This is a genomic window from Actinomadura roseirufa, from assembly GCF_900659635.1.
GTDB classification, from domain to species: domain Bacteria; phylum Actinomycetota; class Actinomycetes; order Streptosporangiales; family Streptosporangiaceae; genus Spirillospora; species Spirillospora roseirufa.
This window is the reverse complement of sequence record NZ_CAACVB010000180.1, coordinates 1-16,238: the sequence shown is the minus strand read 5'-3', so window position 1 is coordinate 16,238 and position 16,238 is coordinate 1. Positions and strand designations below refer to the sequence as shown.

Sequence of the window (16,238 nt, the reverse complement as noted above, 5' to 3'; positions counted from 1 at the left end):
CCGTGCGCCGCCGCGGCGCCGCGGCGGCCCGCCGCCGGGGAACGCGAACGCCCCGGCGACCGCGCAGCGGTGCCGGGGCGTCGGAGCGGGTAGCCGCCCGGGGCCTAGAGCGGGTAGACGCCCTCGGCCTGCGGGCCCTTCTGGCCCTGGGTGATCTCGAACCCGACGCGCTGGTTCTCGTCAAGGCTGCGGTAGCCGCTGGTCGTGATCGCCGAGTAGTGGACGAACACGTCGGGGCCGCCGCCGTCGGGCGCGATGAACCCGAAGCCCTTTTCGGCGTTGAACCACTTGACGGTGCCTTCGGCCATGATCTCTCTCCTCTGGGTGAGGCCTCACCGGTCGCCGGGCGACGACCGGGGCTGCAATGCGGACTCATCTCGCGTCCGCCGGAGCACCCGGAGAAACGGAGAACGCCCGTGTCCAGAACTTCTGCGGGCGTTTCATAGAGCAAACGTTCGAGACTGCTGACTGCCTGCAACACTACGAACTTACCCCATCAAGGGCGCCGGTGGGCACCGACACACCGGACCCGCGCAATGGTTCCGTCAGGGCCCCGCGCGTGCCGCGCGCCCCGGCCTCACTGACCGTCCAGAAGGCCGGCGAGGGCCTCGGCCGCGCGGTGGCAGTCGTGGAAGGTGTTGTACAGCGGAACGGGCGCCAGCCGGACGACGTCGGGCTCCCGCGCGTCCGCGATCACGCCGTGCCCGGCGGCGAGCCGCCGGACCAGGGCTCCGGCGTCGGCGACCCGCAGCGAGAGCTGGGCGCCGCGCGCCGCCGGGTCGGACGGGGTCAGGACCTCGGCGCCGCGGACCGGGGCGAGCCGGCCGGCGAGGTAGCCGGTGAGCCGCTCGCTCCGGGCGCGCAGCGCGGCGGTCCCGACCCTGTCGAAGATCTCCAGCGAGACCAGCACCGGGGCCAGGGCCATGATCGGCGGGTTGGACAGCTGCCAGGCGTCGGCCGAGGCGGGCGGCGCGATGTCCGGGTCCATCCGGAACCGGACGGCCGGGTCGGTCCCCCACCAGCCCGCGAGCCGCGGCACCGCCGCGTCCCGGACGTGCCGCTCGTGCACGAAGCAGCCGGCGACGGCCCCCGGCCCGGAGTTGAGGTACTTGTAGGTGCACCAGGCGGCGAAGTCCACGTCCCAGTCGTGCAGGCGCAGCGGAACGTTCCCGGCCGCGTGCGCCAGGTCCCAGCCGACGACGGCGCCCGCCGCGCGGCCCGCCTTGGTGATCGCGGGCATGTCCATGAGCTGGCCGGTGAGGTAGTTGACGCCGCCCAGCAGCAGCAGCGCGACGCTTCCGCCCTCGCGCTCGAGGAAGGCGAGGACGTCCTCGGTGCGCAGGTTGTCCTCGCCGGGGCGCGGCCTGAGCCGCACGACGGCCGAGGCCGGGTCGAGGCCGTGGTGGACGGCCTGGCTCGCGACCGCGTAGGAGTCGGACGGGAACGCCGAGTCCTCGATGACGACGCGGGTGCGGTTCCCGGCGGGCCGGTAGAAGCTGGCCATCATCAGATGCAGGTTCACGGTCAGCGAGTTCATCGCGACGACCTCGTACGGCAGCGCGCCGACGAGGCGGGCGGCGGGCTCGCGGAGCAGCTCGTGGTAGTCCACCCACGGTCGGCGCGCCAGAGTGTGGCCCTCCACGCCCAGCCGGGCCCAGTCGTCGAGTTCCTCGCGGAGCCGCGCGGCCACGGCGCGGGGCTGGAGGCCGAGGGAGTTCCCCGCGAAGTACGCCGCCTCCGTATACGTCCCGCCGGGGGCGGGCGGGACGAGGAACTCGCCGCGCAGCGTGGGCAGCGGGTCGGTCTCGTCGAGACGCAGCGCCTCGGTCTCGGGCTCGGTCTCGGTCCCGAAGCTCACGGGGCCCCTCCTTCGGCGTAGACGGGTCCGGTTCCCACCGTCTCGGAGTCCAGGGCAGGCGTAGGCGCGGGGGCGGCCGCGGGCGCGGGCGCGAAGAAGGCCATCGCGTTGCCGCCGAGCAGCAGCGCGCGCTCGCCGTCGTCCAGTCCCGGGCAGGCGCGGATGGTCCCGCCGGGGTCCTTCTCACCGAGCGGGAACGGGTAGTCGGTGCCGAGCATCACCCGTTCGGTGCCCATCACGTCGATGAGCAGGCGGAGCGCGCGCGGGTCGAACACCGCGGAGTCCACGTGGAAACGGTCGATGTAGGCCGACGGCGGGCGCGGCGAATCGGCGCGGACGATGTCGCGGTTGTGCCAGGCGTTTTCGGCCCGGCCGAGCAGGAACGCGAAGCTGCCGCCGCCGTGGCAGAAGCACAGCCGCAGCGAGGCGGGGATGCGCTCGAACGCGCCCGACAGCATCAGCCCGAGGATGCTCAGCTGGGTCTCGGCGGGCATGCCCGACAGCCACGGCAGCATGTGGCCGCGCATCCGCTCGGCGCCGAGCATGTCCCACGGGTGCGCCAGGACGGGCAGCCCGATCCTGGCGCAGTGGGCGAGGAACCCTGTGATCCCGGGGTCGTCGAGGTCGCGGTCGCCGACGTGGTTGCCGATGTGCACGCCGCGGTGTCCGGCCGCCGCCGCCCGCGTCGCGACGGCGCAGGCGAGATCAGGGTCCTGGAGCGGCACCTGGCACAGCGGGAGCAGCCGGTCCGGCGCGTGGGCGCAGTAGTCCAGGATGCGCTCGTTCACCAGGTCGCACCAGTCCGCGGCGCGCCCCGCCTCGGCGAGGTACCCGAACATCAGCGGGGTGGACGAGACGGCCTGGACGCCGACCCCGCCGGCGTCCATGTCGGCCAGCCGCCGGGCCGGGTCCCACAGGCCCGCCTCGACGGGCCGGTACTCGTCGTCGCCGCTCATCATCATCCCGGCGCCGCCCGGGCCGACGCGCAGCCACGGCTCGCCGGCGTCGGCGAGCGTGCGGCCCTCGGCGCGGGTGAACCGGGGGAAGACGTGGGAGTGGACGTCGACGACTGTCATGGGCGTGTCCGGCACGGGCATGTCACTCACGAGGCGCGGTGGTCGGGACCATGGACTCGGGCCACAGCTTCCCGGGGTGGACGGCACCGCACGACGGGCACGTGCGGTCGCCGTCGTAGAAGCTCTGGAAGACCGGCGGCAGGTCGTCCACGATCGAGCGGACCTGAAGCTCCGCGCGGTGCACCAGGTGGTGGCACTCGGTGCAGTACCACTCGAACGCCTCCCGTACCCCCTCGGCCCGGGGGATCTCCACGACGAGACCGATCGAGCCCTCCTCGGGGCGCTGCGGGGAGTGCCGCACGTGCGGCGGCAGCAGGAACACGTCGCCCTCGTTGATCCGCACGTCGACGGGCGGGCGGCCCTCCTCCTCCATGATCCGCAGGACCATGTCGCCCTTGAGCTGGTAGAAGAACTCCTCGGTGGGGTCGTCGTGGAAGTCGGTCCGCCGGTTCGGCCCGCCGACGACCATGACGATCAGGCCGGCGTCCTCGAACACCTGGACGTTGCCGACCGGCGGGCGGAGCAGGTCGCGGTGCTCCTCGATCCACGTCGCGAAGTTGAACGGCCGTCCGAACGAGAGCTGCGGAAGGGTCATGGTGCGGCCTCCTGGTCCGCGGCGCGGGCCTCGGGGACGTGGGCCACGCACGCGATCTCGATGAGCAGGTGCGGGTGCGGGAGCTGGTGGACCGCTACGGTGGTGCGGGCCGGGCCGGTCTCGTCGAAGTACTCGCCGTAGACCTCGTTGTAGCCGCCGAAGTCGTTCATGCTCACCAGGTAGGCGGTGACGTTGACGACGTCGGCGAGCCCTCCGCCGGCGGCCTCCAGCAGGTCGCGGACGTTCTCGATGACCGCGCGGGTCTGCGCGCGGATGTCCAGGTCGGTGACGCCCATCGGGTCCGCGCTCGCGCCGGCGAACGTCCCGTCCGGGCGCCGGGAGCTCGTCCCGGACACGAACAGCAGGTCGCCGGCGCGCTTGACGTGCGGGAACCGGCCGCGCGGGCGGGCCTTGCCGGGGACCAGGATCGCCTCGTCCATCAGGTCGTCACCTCCACGGAGCCGAGCCCCGCGCCGGTCACCCGGACGTGCGCGTCCTTGGGCAGCGGGACGGCGGCCGTCGCGGCGCCCGCGAGCACGACCCAGCCCGGTTCGAGGGTGATCCCGGCGCCGAGGGCGAGCCGGGCCGCGGCGCGCAGCGACCGCGCGGGGTCGCCGAGGATCGCGGCGGACGAGCCGGTCTGCACGGGCCGGCCGTCGATCTCCAGCAGCAGCCCGGCGTTGGACAGGTCGCGGGGCGGGTGCCAGGCGCCGAACCCGAAGCGGGCGGCGGACGCGTTGTCGGCGATCACGTCGGGGAGGGTGAACCGGAAGTCGCGGAACCGGGAGTCGAGCACCTCGAAGCCGACCGCGACCCCGGCGACCGCGGACTCCGCCTCCGCGACCGAGCGGACCTCCCGGCCGATGAGATAGGCGATCTCCGGCTCGATCCGCGGGTGGATGAGCTCGGAGAGGTCGACCGAGGGGCCGGCCAGCATCGCGTCGGTGAGCAGGCCCCAGATGACGTCGTCCACGCCCATCTGGACCATCTTCGCGCGGCTGGTGAAGCCCATCTTCACGCCGGCGAGGCGCTCCCCGCGCAGCCTGCGGCGTTCGATCACGGCGCGCTGCACCGCGTACGCGGTGGGCACGTCGAACGGCGCCGCGCCGGTGAGCGGCGGGATCGCCCGGACGTCGCGGGCGGCCTCGTCCAGTGTCGCCGCGAGGGCGCGCACGTCCACGCTCATGCCTCCTCCTTGGCGAACGCGACCCGGACGTCGCCGAGCCCGTCGATGCGGGCCTCGAACACGTCGCCGGGCGCGGCGGGCACCACGGGGCCGAGCGCGCCGGTCAGCACGGTGTCGCCGGCGCGCAGCGGGCGCCCGGCCCGCACCATCGTGTCGGCCAGCCACAGCGCCGCCGAGAGCGGATGGCCGAGGCAGGCGGCGCCGGTGCCGGTGGACAGCTGCTCGCCGCGGCGCTCCAGCACCATCCCGCACAGCCGCAGGTCCACCGCGCCCAGCGGGACGGGCCGGGTGCCGAGCGCGTACAGGCCCGAGGAGGCGTTGTCGGCGATGGTGTCGGCGAGGGTGATGTCCCAGTCGCGGACCCGGCTGCCGACGATCTCGATGGCGGGCAGCGCGAACGCGGTGGCGCGGATCAGGTCGGCGACGGTGTGCCGCTCGTGGACGAGGTCGTCCTCCAGCACGAGGGCGACCTCGGCCTCCGCGCGGGGCTGCAGGACCGCGCCCGCGGGGATCTCTTCCCCTTCGGGGACGGCCATGTCGGCGAACAGCATCCCGAAGTCGGGGCTGGTGACGCCGAGCTGGTCCTGGACGGCGCGGGAGGTCAGGCCGATCTTTCGTCCCACCGCCCGGCGGCCCTGGCCGAGCCAGTGCCGGGTGAGCCTGTCCTGTACCGCGTACGCGGCGTCCGCGGACGTGATCAGGTCGCGGACGGGCGCGCACGGGACGCCGGAGGCGTGCGCGCCCAGCAGGCGCTCGGCCGCCGCCCCGACGGCCGGGGACTCGATGTCGGTGTCTGTTCCGGTCACTGGCTCGCTCTCAGATCTGGATGCACACGTTGACGGGCTCGGAGAAGAAGTCCAATGAGTACTCTCCCCCCTCGCGGCCGATCCCCGACGCTTTGACACCGCCGAACGGCGTCCGCAGGTCGCGCAGGTTCCAGCAGTTCACCCAGACGATCCCGGTCTCGACGCGCGGCGCCACCCGGTGCGCGCGCGACAGGTCGCGGGTCCAGACGGTGGCGGCGAGCCCGTAGGGGCTGTCGTTGGCGAGCCGGACGGCCTCGTCCTCGGTGTCGAACGGCGCGACGTGGCAGACCGGTCCGAAGATCTCCTCGCGGACGGTGCGGGCGCTCTCGGGCAGCCCGGTGAGCACGGTGGGCTCGACGTAGAAGCCGCCGTCACGGTCGTCACCGAAGGCGGGGACGCCGCCGCCCGCGACGACCGTGGCGCCCTCCTCGCGGGCGAGCCGGTAGTAGGACAGGACCTTGTCGCGGTGCGCCGCGGAGATCATGGGCCCGTAGCCGTCGAGCGCCCGCGCGCGCTCGCCGAGCGCCGCGACGAACTCCGCGAAGACCGGGCGCTCGACGTAGACCCGCTCGGTGCACAGGCAGATCTGCCCGGAGTGGGTGAACGACGAGCGGACGGTGCCGTCGACGGCCGCGTCCAGGTCGGCGTCGGCGAAGACCAGCGCCGGGTTCTTGCCGCCCAGCTCGAACGACACGGGGGTGACGTGAGCGGCGGCGTTCCGCATGATCGCGGTGCCGGTGGCCGACTCGCCGGTGAAGGCGATCGCGTCCACGCCCGGATGCCCGGTGAGGAACTCGCCCGCCGCGCCCGCGCCGTGCCCGTGCACCAGGTTGAACGCGCCGGCCGGCAGCCCCGCCTCGGCGACGACGCGGGCGAGCAGCGTCGCCGTCGAGGGCGTCTCCTCCGACGGCTTGGCCACGACGGCGTTCCCGGCGGCGAGCGCGGGCGCCACCTTCCAGGTGAGCAGCAGCAGCGGAAGGTTCCACGGGGAGATCACGGCGACCACGCCGAGCGGCCGCCGGACGGTGTAGTTCAGGGCCTCCCCGGCACCGGTGCTCCAGCCGGGCACCCGCGTCGTGTACGCGCGCTCGGGCCGCCCGTACAGCAGGTCGGCGTAGGCGCGGAAGTTCCCGATCGCGCGCGGCACGTCGACGGCCGACGCCAGCGAGCGGGGTTTGCCGGTGTCGGCGGTCTCGGCGTCGACGAACTCCTCGAACCGGGCCTCGACGCCGTCGGCGATCCGGCGCAGCGCCGCGGCGCGGTCCTCGGCGGCCGTCGCGCCCCACGCGCCGCCGAGGGCGGCCCTGGCGGCCGCCACGGCTTCGTCGACGACCTCCCGGGTCGCCTCGGGGACCGACCCGGCCTCGGAGCCGTCGGCCGGGGCGATGAGCGGGAAGGCCGGGCCGTCCGAGCGGAAGACGCCGCCGACGTAGTGCTCAGCCTTCATCCCGCTCCTCCGCGACGTGGAGGGCCCGGTGGACCCTCTCGGCACTTGCGATCATGCGCCCCCCGAGCTATGCCTGGCAAATACCAAATCTCCATTTTGGTATCACCGGATGGATATCCCGGGAGAGGGAAGCAGCGATGCACGCGATCGATCTGCTCAACGGGCGGCTCAAGCTGCGTCACCTGGTCCTGGTCGTCGCGATCGCCGACCACGGCAGCGTGCTCCGCGCCGCCGAGCACCTGCGGCTGGCGCAGCCCGCGGCGACCCGCAGCCTGCGCGAGGTCGAGGGCGTCCTCGGCGTCGAGCTGTTCACCCGCGGCCCGCGCGGCATGACGCCGACGATGTTCGGGGACGCGTTCGTCGAGCACGCGCGGGCGGTGCTGGCCGAGCTGCGCCGCGCCGGCGAGCGGATCACGGGCCTCGCCGACGGGGCGGTCGGCACGGTCACCATCGGCACGCTGCTGGCCGGCTCGAACGTGCTGCTCCCGCGGGCCATCGCCGCCCTGAAGGCCGCCCGTCCGGGGATCACCGTCACCGTGCGGGAGGCCACCTTCGACGCGCAGGTGCCCCTGCTGCTGGACGGCGAGATCGACCTGATCCTCGGCCGCCTCAACCCGATCGGCGACCTGTCGGGGCTCCGCCAGATCACCCTCTACGGCGAGCCGGTCCGGCTGGTCGCCCGCCGCGGCCACCCGGCCCGCGGCCGCCCCGGCCTCGCCCTGGCCGACCTGCTCGGCTACCCGTGGGTCCTGCCGCCACGGCAGACCGCGCTGCGCACCGAGCTGGAGCAGGTGTTCCGCGCGGAGGGCCTCGCGCCGCCCGCGAACCTCGTGGAGTGCACCTCCGTGCTGACCGTCCGCACGCTCGTCCGCGACACCGACATGATCGCCGCGCTGCCCGACCTGGTGGCCCGGACCGACGGCGACATCGCGCCGCTGCCGGTGCCGCTGGAGTCCGTCCGGCGGCAGGTCGGCGTCACGCTGCCCGCGCAGCGCCCGCCGACCCCGTCGGCCCGGCTGATGCTCGATCACCTGTGCCGGGAGGCCGCGGCGATCAGCGCGCCGGCCGAGGCCGGGGCGGCGGGCTGACCGGGTCCCCTACCCCCGGCCCGGGTCACGGGATCGGACCGCGTCCTCCGGCCCGGGTCAGATCGCGTGGATCAGGCCCAGCAGGGCCCGGCAGACGGCCGAGTCCGCGTCGGCCAGATCGAGCACGACGTCGAAGTGGTCGCGGTCCGGCACGATCATCGGCTCGCCGGCGCCCCAGTGCGCCCGGAACAGCCGCGTCTGCGTCAGGAAGCCCGCACCGTCGTGCTCGGCCACCGCGACCACGGCGGGGCAGCGGCGGGGCGCGGGCAGCAGCGCGGGGCTGAGGGCCGCCGCGCGCGGCACGTCGAGCCGCACCCACCGGTTGACGTAGACGCGGGTCAGCGGGCGGATGTCGAACAGCCCGCTGAACGGCATCGCCGCCTTGACCACGTCCCCGGGCAGGCCGAGCGGCTCCTGCCAGCCCCCGACCATGGTCATCCCGGTCAGATGGCCGCCCGCCGAACTGCCGCCGACGACGATGCGGTCCGGGTCCAGACCGTGCGCCCGGCCGTGCCTGTGCACCCACGCGACCACGGCTCGCACCTGCCGGACGATCTCCTCAAGGGTGGCCGCCGGGGCGAGGGTGTAGTCCGGCACGACGGTCGCGACGCCCTGCTCGTGCAGCGTCCGCGCCATGAACGCCGAGTCGGCCCGCGACAGCGCCGCCCAGTAGCCGCCGTGGAGGAACACGAAGGCCGGGCGCGGCCGCCCCTCCTCGACGCCCCACACGTCCAGACGCTCACCGCTCGCCTCGTCGTAGACGAGGCCGGGGTGCCCGGGGAGCCCGGCCACGGCCCGCTCCGACTCGGCCCGGTACCGCGCCATGTGCCGTTCGAACAGCTCGGGCCCGGCCTTGCGCCGCACGTTGTAGGCGAGGTCCAGGTCCTCGTCGCTCAGCTCCCGGCCCGGCCAGTCGTTCAGGTCGATGGTCTCCACGCGCGCCCCTCCCGGTCACTCCCAGCCTCCCGCCGGGCGCGGGAGTGATCCAATACCGTTCCGGCCGCCCGCTATGACCATCGCGCTATGCCCCGCCGCGCCATACCCCTCCGCTGCGGGCCCCGGCCGTCCGCCGTCAGGAGTTGAGGTAGGCGAGGACGGCGAGGACGCGGCGGTGGCCGCTGTCGCTCGGCGGGAGGCCGAGCTTGGCGAACACGGCGCCGATGTGCTTGCTGACCGACCGCTCGGTGATGACCAGCGTCCCCGCGATGGTGGTGTTGTCGAGCCCCTGCGCCATGAGGCCGAGCACCTCGCGCTCGCGCGGCGTGAGCGTCTCCAGCGGGTCGCGGCGGGAGCTCATGAGCTCCGACACCACCTCGGGGTCGAGCGCGGTGCCGCCCTCGGCGACGCGGGAGAGCGCCTCCAGGAACTCGTCGACGCGGCCGACCCGGTCCTTCAGCAGGTAGCCGATGCCCTGCGCGCCGCCGGCCAGCAGCTCGGCGGCGTAGGTCTCCTCGACGTACTGCGACAGCACCAGCAGGGGCAGCCCGGGGAGCCGCTTGCGGGCCTCGACGGCGGCGCGCAGCCCCTCGTCCCGGAACCCGGGCGGGAGCCGGACGTCCAGGACGGCGACGTCCGGGCGGTGCTCCAGCAGCGCGGGCAGGACCTCGGGACCGCTGCCGGCGACGGCGACGACCTCGTGCCCGTCCGAGGTCAGCAGCAGGACCAGCCCCTCCCGCAGCAGCACGTTGTCCTCGGCGATCACGATCCGCACGGCAGGTCCACCTCGAGCGTCGTCCCTCCCCCGTCGGGGCTGTCGATCCGGGTGGTCCCGTCGAGCGCGGCCACCCGGCGGCGGATCCCCGCCAGCCCGCTGCCGCGGCCCGGGTCGGCTCCGCCCTTGCCATCATCGCGCACCGCGACGCGCAGCCGCGCCCCGTCGCGGCGGACGGCGACCCACGCGTGGCCCGCGCCGCTGTGCTTGGCGATGTTGGTGAGGGCCTCGGCGACGACGAAGTAGGCGGCGGCCTCGACCGCGGCGGGGACCCGGTCGCCGGTCAGGTCCATCTCGACGGGGATCGGCTGCCCGGCGGCGAGCGCGCGCAGCGCCCCGGCCAGGCCCCGGTCGGACAGGATCGGCGGGTAGATCCCGCGGATCACCGTCCGCAACTGGGTGAGGGCCTCCTCGACGCCCTCCCTGGCCTCCAGGAACAGGCTCCGGGCCGCGTCCGGGTCCGCGTCGAAGCGCCGGTCGGCCAGGCCCAGCCGCAGCGCGACCGCGACGAGCTGGGCCTGCGTGCCGTCGTGCAGGTCCCGCTCGATGCGGCGCAGCTCGGCGCCGTGCGCCTCGACCGCCTCGGCCCGCGTCTCGGCGAGCCGCTCGACCCGCTCGGTCAGGCTGGAGCGGCGGGTCGGCCGCAGCAGCGCCTCGGCCAGCAGCGCCTGCCAGCGGGCGAGCCGCGGCACCAGCCACAGCAGCAGGAACAGGTCCAGGCCCCCCTGCAGGAACGGCAGCGTCAGCGCCTTGGGCCAGCCGTCGAGCGTGACGAACGCCGACTGGGACCCCTCGGGCGCCGCCCACCACCACAACGGCAGGGAGAGGGTGAACGGGATCGTCGGCCACAGCGCGATCGCCATCACGGCGGCCTCGATCCCGAGCACACCGTGCAGCACCATCCAGCCGATGTCGCGCCACAGCACCGACGGGCGGTCTCGCGGATGCCCCTTCCCCGGGCGGTCCGGCCCCTGGTAGGGCGCGGGGATCTCCCGGCCGAGACGCCGCCCGGCCCGCCGCCGTTCGGCGTCGGCGAGCGCGCGCAGCGGCCTCACCGCGTCCGGGAACAGCGCCATCACGATGAGCCCGGGGATCAGCAGCACCAGCCCGAGCAGGGCGGGCAGGACCGTGCGCAGCCCCTCGGCCAGGTAGCGGGTCGCCTCCGCGCTGCGCAGAACCGATGTCCTGATCAATTCGTCCCCCCTGACGACTCACGGTAGGCGACCGGCGACCACCGCGCATCAGGGCGGGCCCCCACCCGGTGGTGTAGCGGGCTACACCACGGGTTCGGGAGTGCGCGCCCATGTGCCCGACCCCCTCCCGAACCTACCTTCGTCGAGGTGAGACCACGTTCACGGAGGGGGATCATGACCACGATGACGGCCGAGGCGACCGCGGTGGCGGTGCGCCTGGAGTCGATCACCAAGACCTACGGTGCGGTCACGGCGCTGGACGACGTCTCGTGGACGTTCCCGCGCGGCGGCTTCACCGCCGTCATGGGTCCCTCCGGCTCGGGCAAGAGCACCTTCCTGCACTGCGCGTCCGGGCTGGACCGGCCCACCTCCGGCTCCGTGTGGATCGGCGGGCAGGATCTCGGCCGGCTCGGTGAGACGGCGCGCACGCGGCTGCGGCGCGAGCGGATCGGGTTCGTCTTCCAGTCCTTCAACCTGGTCCCGTCCATGGACGTGGAGCAGAACATCACGCTCCCGCTGCGGCTCGGCGGCCGGGAGGCCGACCCCGCCTGGCTGAACGAGGTCGTCCACCGGGTGGGGCTGGCCGAGCGGCTGCGGCACCGCCCGGCCGAGCTGTCGGGCGGCCAGCAGCAGCGCGCCGCCGTCGCCCGCGCGCTGATCACGCGCCCCGAGGTCGTGTTCGCCGACGAGCCGACCGGGGCGCTCGACCCCCGCACGGCCCGGGACGTGCTGCGGCTCCTGCGCGAGGCGGCCGACCTGACCGGCCAGACGGTCGTCCTGGTGACCCACGACCCGATGGCCGCCGCCTGGGCCGACTCGGTGCTGTTCCTGAGCCGGGGCCGCGTCGTGGACGAGCTGACCGCCCCGACGGCCGCCGCCGTCATGGCCCGCTGGGAGACGCTGTGAGCCGCGCGCGCCGCCCTGGCGGCGGGCTCGGCGGCGGGCTCGGCGGCGGGCTCGGCGGCGGCAAGGGCGCCTTCGCCGGGGTCTTCGCCGCGCTGCTGTTCGCGGCCATGCTGGTGGGCGCCTGCGGCGTCCTGCTGGAGTCGGCGTGGCGGGCGCACGCGCCGGTCGAGCGCTACGGCGCCGCCGCCGCGGTGGTCACCGGCCGGCAGAGCGTCGACGACCGGGTGAAGCGGCTGGGGAGCAAGCCGAAGCACCAGGTCCGCCCGCTGGCCGAGCGGGCCCGGGTACCGGTCGCGGCCGCGGCGCGGCTGCGCGCCGTCCCGGGCGTGCGGGCCGTCGTCGCGGACGTGTCGTTCCCCGTCCTGACCTCCACCGGCCGGACGCTCGGCGGCCACGGCTGGGACTCGGCCGCCCTGCGGCCCTACCGGCTCGACGCCGGACGGGCGCCGCAGGCGCCGGGCGAGGTCGCGCTGAGCCGCGCGGCGGGCGCCCGCGTGGGCTCCGTCGTGCGGCTCCAGGCCGACGGGACGCCCCTGGCGTTCCGCGTCACCGGGCTGGTCGCGGCCGGCCCCGCCGCGGCGTTCTTCACCCCCGCGCGGGCGGCGGCGCTCGGCGGGCACCCCGGCCTCGCCGACGCCCTCGCCGTCCTCGCGGACGGGAAGGTCGACGGGGCCGCGCTGCGCGCCGCGGCGCCCGGCCTGTCGGTCGCCACGGGCTCCGGCCGGGGCGACGCCGAGGACCCGGCGGTGGCCACGGCGCGGCCCGAAATCCTCGAGCTCGGCGCCTCGTTCGCGAGCGTCGCGGTGATGATCGCGCTGGTGGTGGTCGGCGGGCTCGTCGCGCTGTCGGTGCGGGAGCGGTCCCGCGAGCTGGCCCTGCTGCGGGCGATCGGGGCGACGCCGTGGCAGGTCCGCGGGCAGTTGGTCCGCGAGACGCTGCGCGCCGGGCTGCCCGCCGCGCTCCTCGGCGGCGTCGCCTCGCTCGGGCTGGGCGCGGCGATGCACGCCGCGATGACGCACAAGGGCGTGCTGCCGCGCGGCTTCGGGCTGTCGCTGAGCCCGCTGCCCGTGCTGGCCGCGTTCGGAGTGGCCCTGGCGGGCGCCGTGCTGACCGCGCTGGCGGCCTCGGTCCGCATCTCCCGGATCCACCCGGCGCAGGCCCTGGGCGAGGCCGCCCTCGAGCCCGCGCGGCTGCCCCGCTGGCGGCTGGCCACCGGGGTGGTGTTCCTCGTCCTCGGGCTGAACGCGCTCGGGGTGTCGGCCGCCACGACCGGGCCCGCCGCGGCCGCCTCGGTCGGCGGGCTGGTCGTCGCGCTGATCGTCGCGACCGCCCTGCTCGGGCCGCTGCTGGCCCGGTTCGGGACGCGGCTGATCGGCGGGGCGGTCCGGTCCGCCTCGCCGGTGGCCGGGCGGCTCGCCGTGCACGCGAGCGGTGCCGCCGCGCTGCGGGCGGGTTCGATCATCACGCCGGTCGCGCTGGCCGTGGCGTTCGCCCTCACCCAGCTGTCCGCGCAGTCCACCGTGGAGCACGCGACGCGGGAGCAGGCGGCCGCCGCCGTCCGCGCCGACCAGGTGCTGGTGTCGGCCGGTCCCGGGCTGCCCCGCGGCGCCGCCGACGCGGCCCGCGCGGTGCCCGGCGTCACCGCCGCCACCCCGGTCAAGAGCACGACCGTCGTCATGGCGGTGCGGGAGCTGGGCGAGCGGAACCTCACATCGCTGAGCGCCAAGGGCGTCGGCGCGGGAGCCGAGGCCACCCTCGACCCGAAGGTGACCTCCGGCCGGCTCGGCGACCTGCGCGGCATCGCCGTCGCGCTGAGCCGGGACGTGGCGGAGGGGCAGCGCGTCGGCTCGACGGCGGCGCTGTGGCTCGGCGACGGGACCCGGATCAAGGCCCGGGTGGCCGCGGTCTACGAGCGCGGCCTCGGCGTCGGCGACGTGCTGCTCCCCCACGACCTGGTCGCCGCGCACTCCGCGACGACCCTGGACGATCACGTCCTGGTCCGCGGGAAGGCCGACCTGCGTCCGGTCACGGCCGCCTACGGCGGCGCCCGCGCCATCACCCCGGAGGCGTTCGGTGCCCGCTTCTCCGAGCGGCTGCGGCTCCAGGGCTTCGTCAGCCTGGTGATCGTCGCGGCGATCGGCGGGTTCGTCGTCATCGGCCTGGTCACTACGCTGGCGCTGGCGACCGCGGCGCGGCGGCGCGAGTTCGCGCTGCTGCGGCTCGTCGGCGCGACCCGGCGGCAGGTGCTGCGGGCCCTGCGGCTCGAGGCCGTCATCGTGCTCGGCACCGGCGTCGCGGTGGGATGCCTCATCCCCGCGGTGACGCTGCCGGCGCTGGCGACGGCGGTCACCGGGCTCCCGCTGCCCTCGCTCTCCCCGTTCGCCGCGGCGGCGGTCCTGACCGGCGTGGCCGGCTCGGGCGCCGCCGCGATGATCCTGCCGGCGCGGGCCATGCTGCGCCGGCGCGTCCCTCCGACCATCTCCTGAAAGGCGGAACCCCACCGATGGACAACACCGTCCGCTGGATCCTGTTCGGCGTGCTGCTCACCGTCAACGTCGTCGCCAACAACGTCCTGACCGGCTGGCTCGAGATCGTGGTCAGCGCGGTCGCCGGGCTGGGCGTCATCGCCGTGGTGATCGACTATCTCCTCCGGGGCCGCCGCAGCGTACGCTGACCCGCGCGCAGGGTGACCGAAGAGGGCGCTCGGCCCACGGGCGGCGGCCCGCGCCGTTACCATCTCGGAGTGCCAAGATCCCGTTGGCATGATGTGTACCGGAACGGCGTGAAATGGATGACCTCGAGGTCCGGCGGCACCTGCCGGGCACCCTGCCGCAGCTGTTCCCCGGCGATGTGGACGACACCGCCGGGCGAACGCTGTCGGTGCCCCTGCCCGAAGGCGACGTCGTGTGGCCCGACCCGGGCTTCCCACAGCGACAGCTGCTGCTGCGGCCCGCGTTCTGGCTCAGCGACGAGCCCGTCCGCGGGGAGCTGTGGGCGCGGCTGCGGGCCGACCATCCCCGGTCGGGCCTGTGGCCGCTGCTGCTGGACGAGACCGACCAGCCCTGGGCCGCCGGGCAGATCGCCCCCGAGCCGGTGTCGGAGGTCGGCAACTACGCGCCCCACGCCTTCATGTCCGAGGTATGGGCCGACTGGGCGGAGCAGGCGGCCGACGAGGACCACGACGACCTCGCCCCGTTCGGGCGGCACTGCCCCGGGCCCGCGCCGCCGGGCACGCCGCTCGACGACCCCGACGCGCTGGCCGACCGGCACGCCCGCACGCTCGGCGCGCGCGGGATGTCGCTCGGGCTGGTGGCGGTCGACCGTGGCGCCGACGCCCTCGCCGCCGTCGGCTGGCAGGGCGCCCTCCACCACAACGAGTGGACGGCGCCCCTCGCGGCGGTCGTGCGGAGCTGGGAGGAGCGCTTCGGCGCCCGGGTCGTCAGCCTCGGCTTCAACACCCTGGAGCTCAGCGTCGCCGCGCCGCCCGTGACGACCCGGCACGCGGTGCACGTCGCCGCCGAGCACTGGGCGTTCTGCCCCGACATCCTGTTCCAGGGACCGGGCAACCTCGCGGGCTACGCGGAGGAGATCCGCGGCAAGACCTGGTGGTCGTTCTGGTGGGACTGAGCGCCGGGACGGGACGGACGCTCGCCGCGGTCACGGCGGCGGCGCTGGCCCTCACCCTGGCCGCCGACGTCGCGCTGGTCGCGTCGGGCCGCCTCGACGGGGCCCCGGCCCGGCGCGGCTCCTCCCTGAGCGACCCGCCCGGGACCGGGAACCTGGTGTCGGTGCCGCGGGACGCGGCGCCCGCCCCGCCGGTCGTCGCGCCGCTGACCCGCCGCCACACCCCGCACCTGCTCGTCGCGGGGACGTCGACGCTGCCGCCCGCGGCCGTCGAGCGCGCGCGGCGGCTGCGAGGCGTCGAGGGGGTCACGGTCGTGGACGCGGCCCGCACGCGGGTCGGCGGGCGGCGGATCGGGCTGCTCGGCGTGGACCCGTCGGCGTTCCGCGCGTTCGCCCCGCGGGGGACGGCCGAGTCCGACCCGCTCTGGCGGACGGTCGCGACCGGCGGCCTCGCCGTCTCGTTCGGCCTTGGGCGGGACGGCTCGCTCCCGCTCGGGGAGGTCGTCCCGGCGGGCGCCGCGGCGCGTCCGGGGCGGCTGCGCGTCGGAGCGTACGCGTCGATGGGCATCGGCGACGTGGACGCGGTCGTGTCGCACGCCCAGGCCCGCGCGCTGGGCCTGCCGGCCGGGAACGGGCTGGTCCTCAGCGCCCCGAAGGCCGACGCCGGGGCGCTCGCCCGGCGGCTGCGGACGCTCCTGCCGCGCGGCACCAAGGTGGCGGCGCTGACGCCGCCCGCCGCGCCGGAGCG

The 16,238-nt window shown here is 75.6% G+C and carries 16 protein-coding genes and 1 pseudogene; 6 read left to right on the top strand and 11 right to left on the bottom strand.

Annotation, left to right across the window (positions count from 1 at the left end; all coding sequences use genetic code 11):
* Positions 1–104: 104 nt before the first annotated feature.
* The 8 genes from E1291_RS29335 to E1291_RS29300 all read right to left on the bottom strand — a co-directional run bounded on the left by E1291_RS29335 (position 105) and on the right by E1291_RS29300 (position 6,968).
* Complete coding sequence (locus tag E1291_RS29335; protein ID WP_067468803.1) at positions 105–308, bottom strand: cold-shock protein; 204 nt, start codon at positions 306–308, stop codon at positions 105–107.
* Between the two features lie 269 nt (positions 309–577).
* Entirely contained in the window at positions 578–1,858 is a 1,281-nt protein-coding gene (kynU, locus tag E1291_RS29330; RefSeq protein WP_131741317.1) for a kynureninase, read from the bottom strand.
* Positions 1,855–2,934: an amidohydrolase family protein gene (locus E1291_RS29325; RefSeq protein WP_131741316.1), complete on the bottom strand. Its 1,080-nt coding sequence runs from the start codon at positions 2,932–2,934 to the stop codon at positions 1,855–1,857. The genes kynU and E1291_RS29325 overlap by 4 nt, the downstream gene beginning before the upstream one ends.
* A 22-nt stretch (positions 2,935–2,956) precedes the next feature.
* Entirely contained in the window at positions 2,957–3,529 is a 573-nt protein-coding gene (locus E1291_RS29320) for a 3-hydroxyanthranilate 3,4-dioxygenase (protein ID WP_131741315.1), read from the bottom strand.
* Positions 3,526–3,969 carry a RidA family protein gene (locus E1291_RS29315; RefSeq protein ID WP_131741314.1) on the bottom strand — a complete coding sequence of 148 codons (444 nt, stop codon included), beginning with the start codon at positions 3,967–3,969 and terminating at the stop codon, positions 3,526–3,528. Before E1291_RS29315 ends, E1291_RS29320 begins: the two co-directional genes overlap by 4 nt.
* Entirely contained in the window at positions 3,969–4,715 is a 747-nt protein-coding gene (locus E1291_RS29310; RefSeq protein WP_131741313.1) for a 2-keto-4-pentenoate hydratase, read from the bottom strand. Before E1291_RS29310 ends, E1291_RS29315 begins: the two co-directional genes overlap by 1 nt.
* Entirely contained in the window at positions 4,712–5,521 is an 810-nt protein-coding gene (locus E1291_RS29305) for a 2-keto-4-pentenoate hydratase (protein ID WP_131741312.1), read from the bottom strand. The genes E1291_RS29310 and E1291_RS29305 overlap by 4 nt, the downstream gene beginning before the upstream one ends.
* A 10-nt stretch (positions 5,522–5,531) precedes the next feature.
* Positions 5,532–6,968: a 2-hydroxymuconic semialdehyde dehydrogenase gene (locus tag E1291_RS29300; RefSeq protein WP_131741311.1), complete on the bottom strand. Its 1,437-nt coding sequence runs from the start codon at positions 6,966–6,968 to the stop codon at positions 5,532–5,534.
* Positions 6,969–7,105: 137 nt separating this feature from the next.
* On the opposite strand from E1291_RS29300, the gene E1291_RS29295 reads away from it, so the two are divergent.
* On the top strand, positions 7,106–8,056 hold the full coding sequence (locus E1291_RS29295) for a LysR family transcriptional regulator (protein WP_131741310.1): 951 nt from the start codon (positions 7,106–7,108) through the stop codon (positions 8,054–8,056).
* Positions 8,057–8,113: 57 nt separating this feature from the next.
* Here E1291_RS29295 and E1291_RS29290 read toward each other — a convergent pair whose 3' ends face one another.
* From E1291_RS29290 to E1291_RS29280, 3 genes are all read right to left on the bottom strand, one after another.
* Entirely contained in the window at positions 8,114–8,992 is an 879-nt protein-coding gene (locus E1291_RS29290) for an alpha/beta hydrolase (RefSeq protein WP_242614446.1), read from the bottom strand.
* Positions 8,993–9,128: 136 nt separating this feature from the next.
* Positions 9,129–9,767, bottom strand: a complete 639-nt coding sequence (locus tag E1291_RS29285) for a LuxR C-terminal-related transcriptional regulator (protein ID WP_131741309.1) — start codon at positions 9,765–9,767, stop codon at positions 9,129–9,131.
* Positions 9,755–10,960 carry a sensor histidine kinase gene (locus tag E1291_RS29280; protein WP_242614445.1) on the bottom strand — a complete coding sequence of 402 codons (1,206 nt, stop codon included), beginning with the start codon at positions 10,958–10,960 and terminating at the stop codon, positions 9,755–9,757. The genes E1291_RS29285 and E1291_RS29280 overlap by 13 nt, the downstream gene beginning before the upstream one ends.
* Before the next feature lie 174 nt (positions 10,961–11,134).
* Here E1291_RS29280 and E1291_RS29275 point away from each other — a divergent pair, with 174 nt between their 5' ends.
* The 5 genes and pseudogenes from E1291_RS29275 to E1291_RS29260 all read left to right on the top strand — a co-directional run.
* The gene (locus E1291_RS29275) at positions 11,135–11,866 is read left to right on the top strand and encodes an ABC transporter ATP-binding protein (RefSeq protein WP_207401002.1); all 732 of its coding nucleotides are present in this window, start codon (positions 11,135–11,137) and stop codon (positions 11,864–11,866) included.
* Entirely contained in the window at positions 11,863–14,352 is a 2,490-nt protein-coding gene (locus E1291_RS29270) for an FtsX-like permease family protein (protein WP_165495332.1), read from the top strand. The genes E1291_RS29275 and E1291_RS29270 overlap by 4 nt, the downstream gene beginning before the upstream one ends.
* Before the next feature lie 17 nt (positions 14,353–14,369).
* Positions 14,370–14,540, top strand: a complete 171-nt coding sequence (locus E1291_RS42330; RefSeq protein ID WP_165495331.1) for a hypothetical protein — start codon at positions 14,370–14,372, stop codon at positions 14,538–14,540.
* A 113-nt stretch (positions 14,541–14,653) separates the two neighbouring features.
* Positions 14,654–15,493, top strand: coding sequence for a DUF4253 domain-containing protein (locus tag E1291_RS29265; RefSeq protein ID WP_131741307.1), 840 nt, complete (start codon positions 14,654–14,656; stop codon positions 15,491–15,493).
* A pseudogene (locus E1291_RS29260) lies at positions 15,484–16,238 on the top strand (hypothetical protein); the annotation flags it as partial. The gene E1291_RS29265 and the pseudogene E1291_RS29260, both read left to right, overlap by 10 nt.

Excerpts from the sequence above, each read along its gene's own strand:
- E1291_RS29275 (WP_207401002.1), top strand. The coding sequence starts at position 11,135 with ATGACCACGATGACGGCCGAGGCGACCGCGGTGGCGGTGCGCCTGGAG.
- E1291_RS42330 (WP_165495331.1), top strand. The coding sequence starts at position 14,370 with ATGGACAACACCGTCCGCTGGATCCTGTTCGGCGTGCTGCTCACCGTC.
- E1291_RS29315 (WP_131741314.1), bottom strand. The coding sequence starts at position 3,969 with ATGGACGAGGCGATCCTGGTCCCCGGCAAGGCCCGCCCGCGCGGCCGG.
- E1291_RS29325 (WP_131741316.1), bottom strand. The coding sequence starts at position 2,934 with ATGACAGTCGTCGACGTCCACTCCCACGTCTTCCCCCGGTTCACCCGC.
- E1291_RS29335 (WP_067468803.1), bottom strand. The coding sequence starts at position 308 with ATGGCCGAAGGCACCGTCAAGTGGTTCAACGCCGAAAAGGGCTTCGGG.
- E1291_RS29310 (WP_131741313.1), bottom strand. The coding sequence starts at position 4,715 with ATGAGCGTGGACGTGCGCGCCCTCGCGGCGACACTGGACGAGGCCGCC.
- E1291_RS29300 (WP_131741311.1), bottom strand. The coding sequence starts at position 6,968 with ATGAAGGCTGAGCACTACGTCGGCGGCGTCTTCCGCTCGGACGGCCCG.
- E1291_RS29295 (WP_131741310.1), top strand. The coding sequence starts at position 7,106 with ATGCACGCGATCGATCTGCTCAACGGGCGGCTCAAGCTGCGTCACCTG.
- E1291_RS29265 (WP_131741307.1), top strand. The coding sequence starts at position 14,654 with ATGGATGACCTCGAGGTCCGGCGGCACCTGCCGGGCACCCTGCCGCAG.
- E1291_RS29320 (WP_131741315.1), bottom strand. The coding sequence starts at position 3,529 with ATGACCCTTCCGCAGCTCTCGTTCGGACGGCCGTTCAACTTCGCGACG.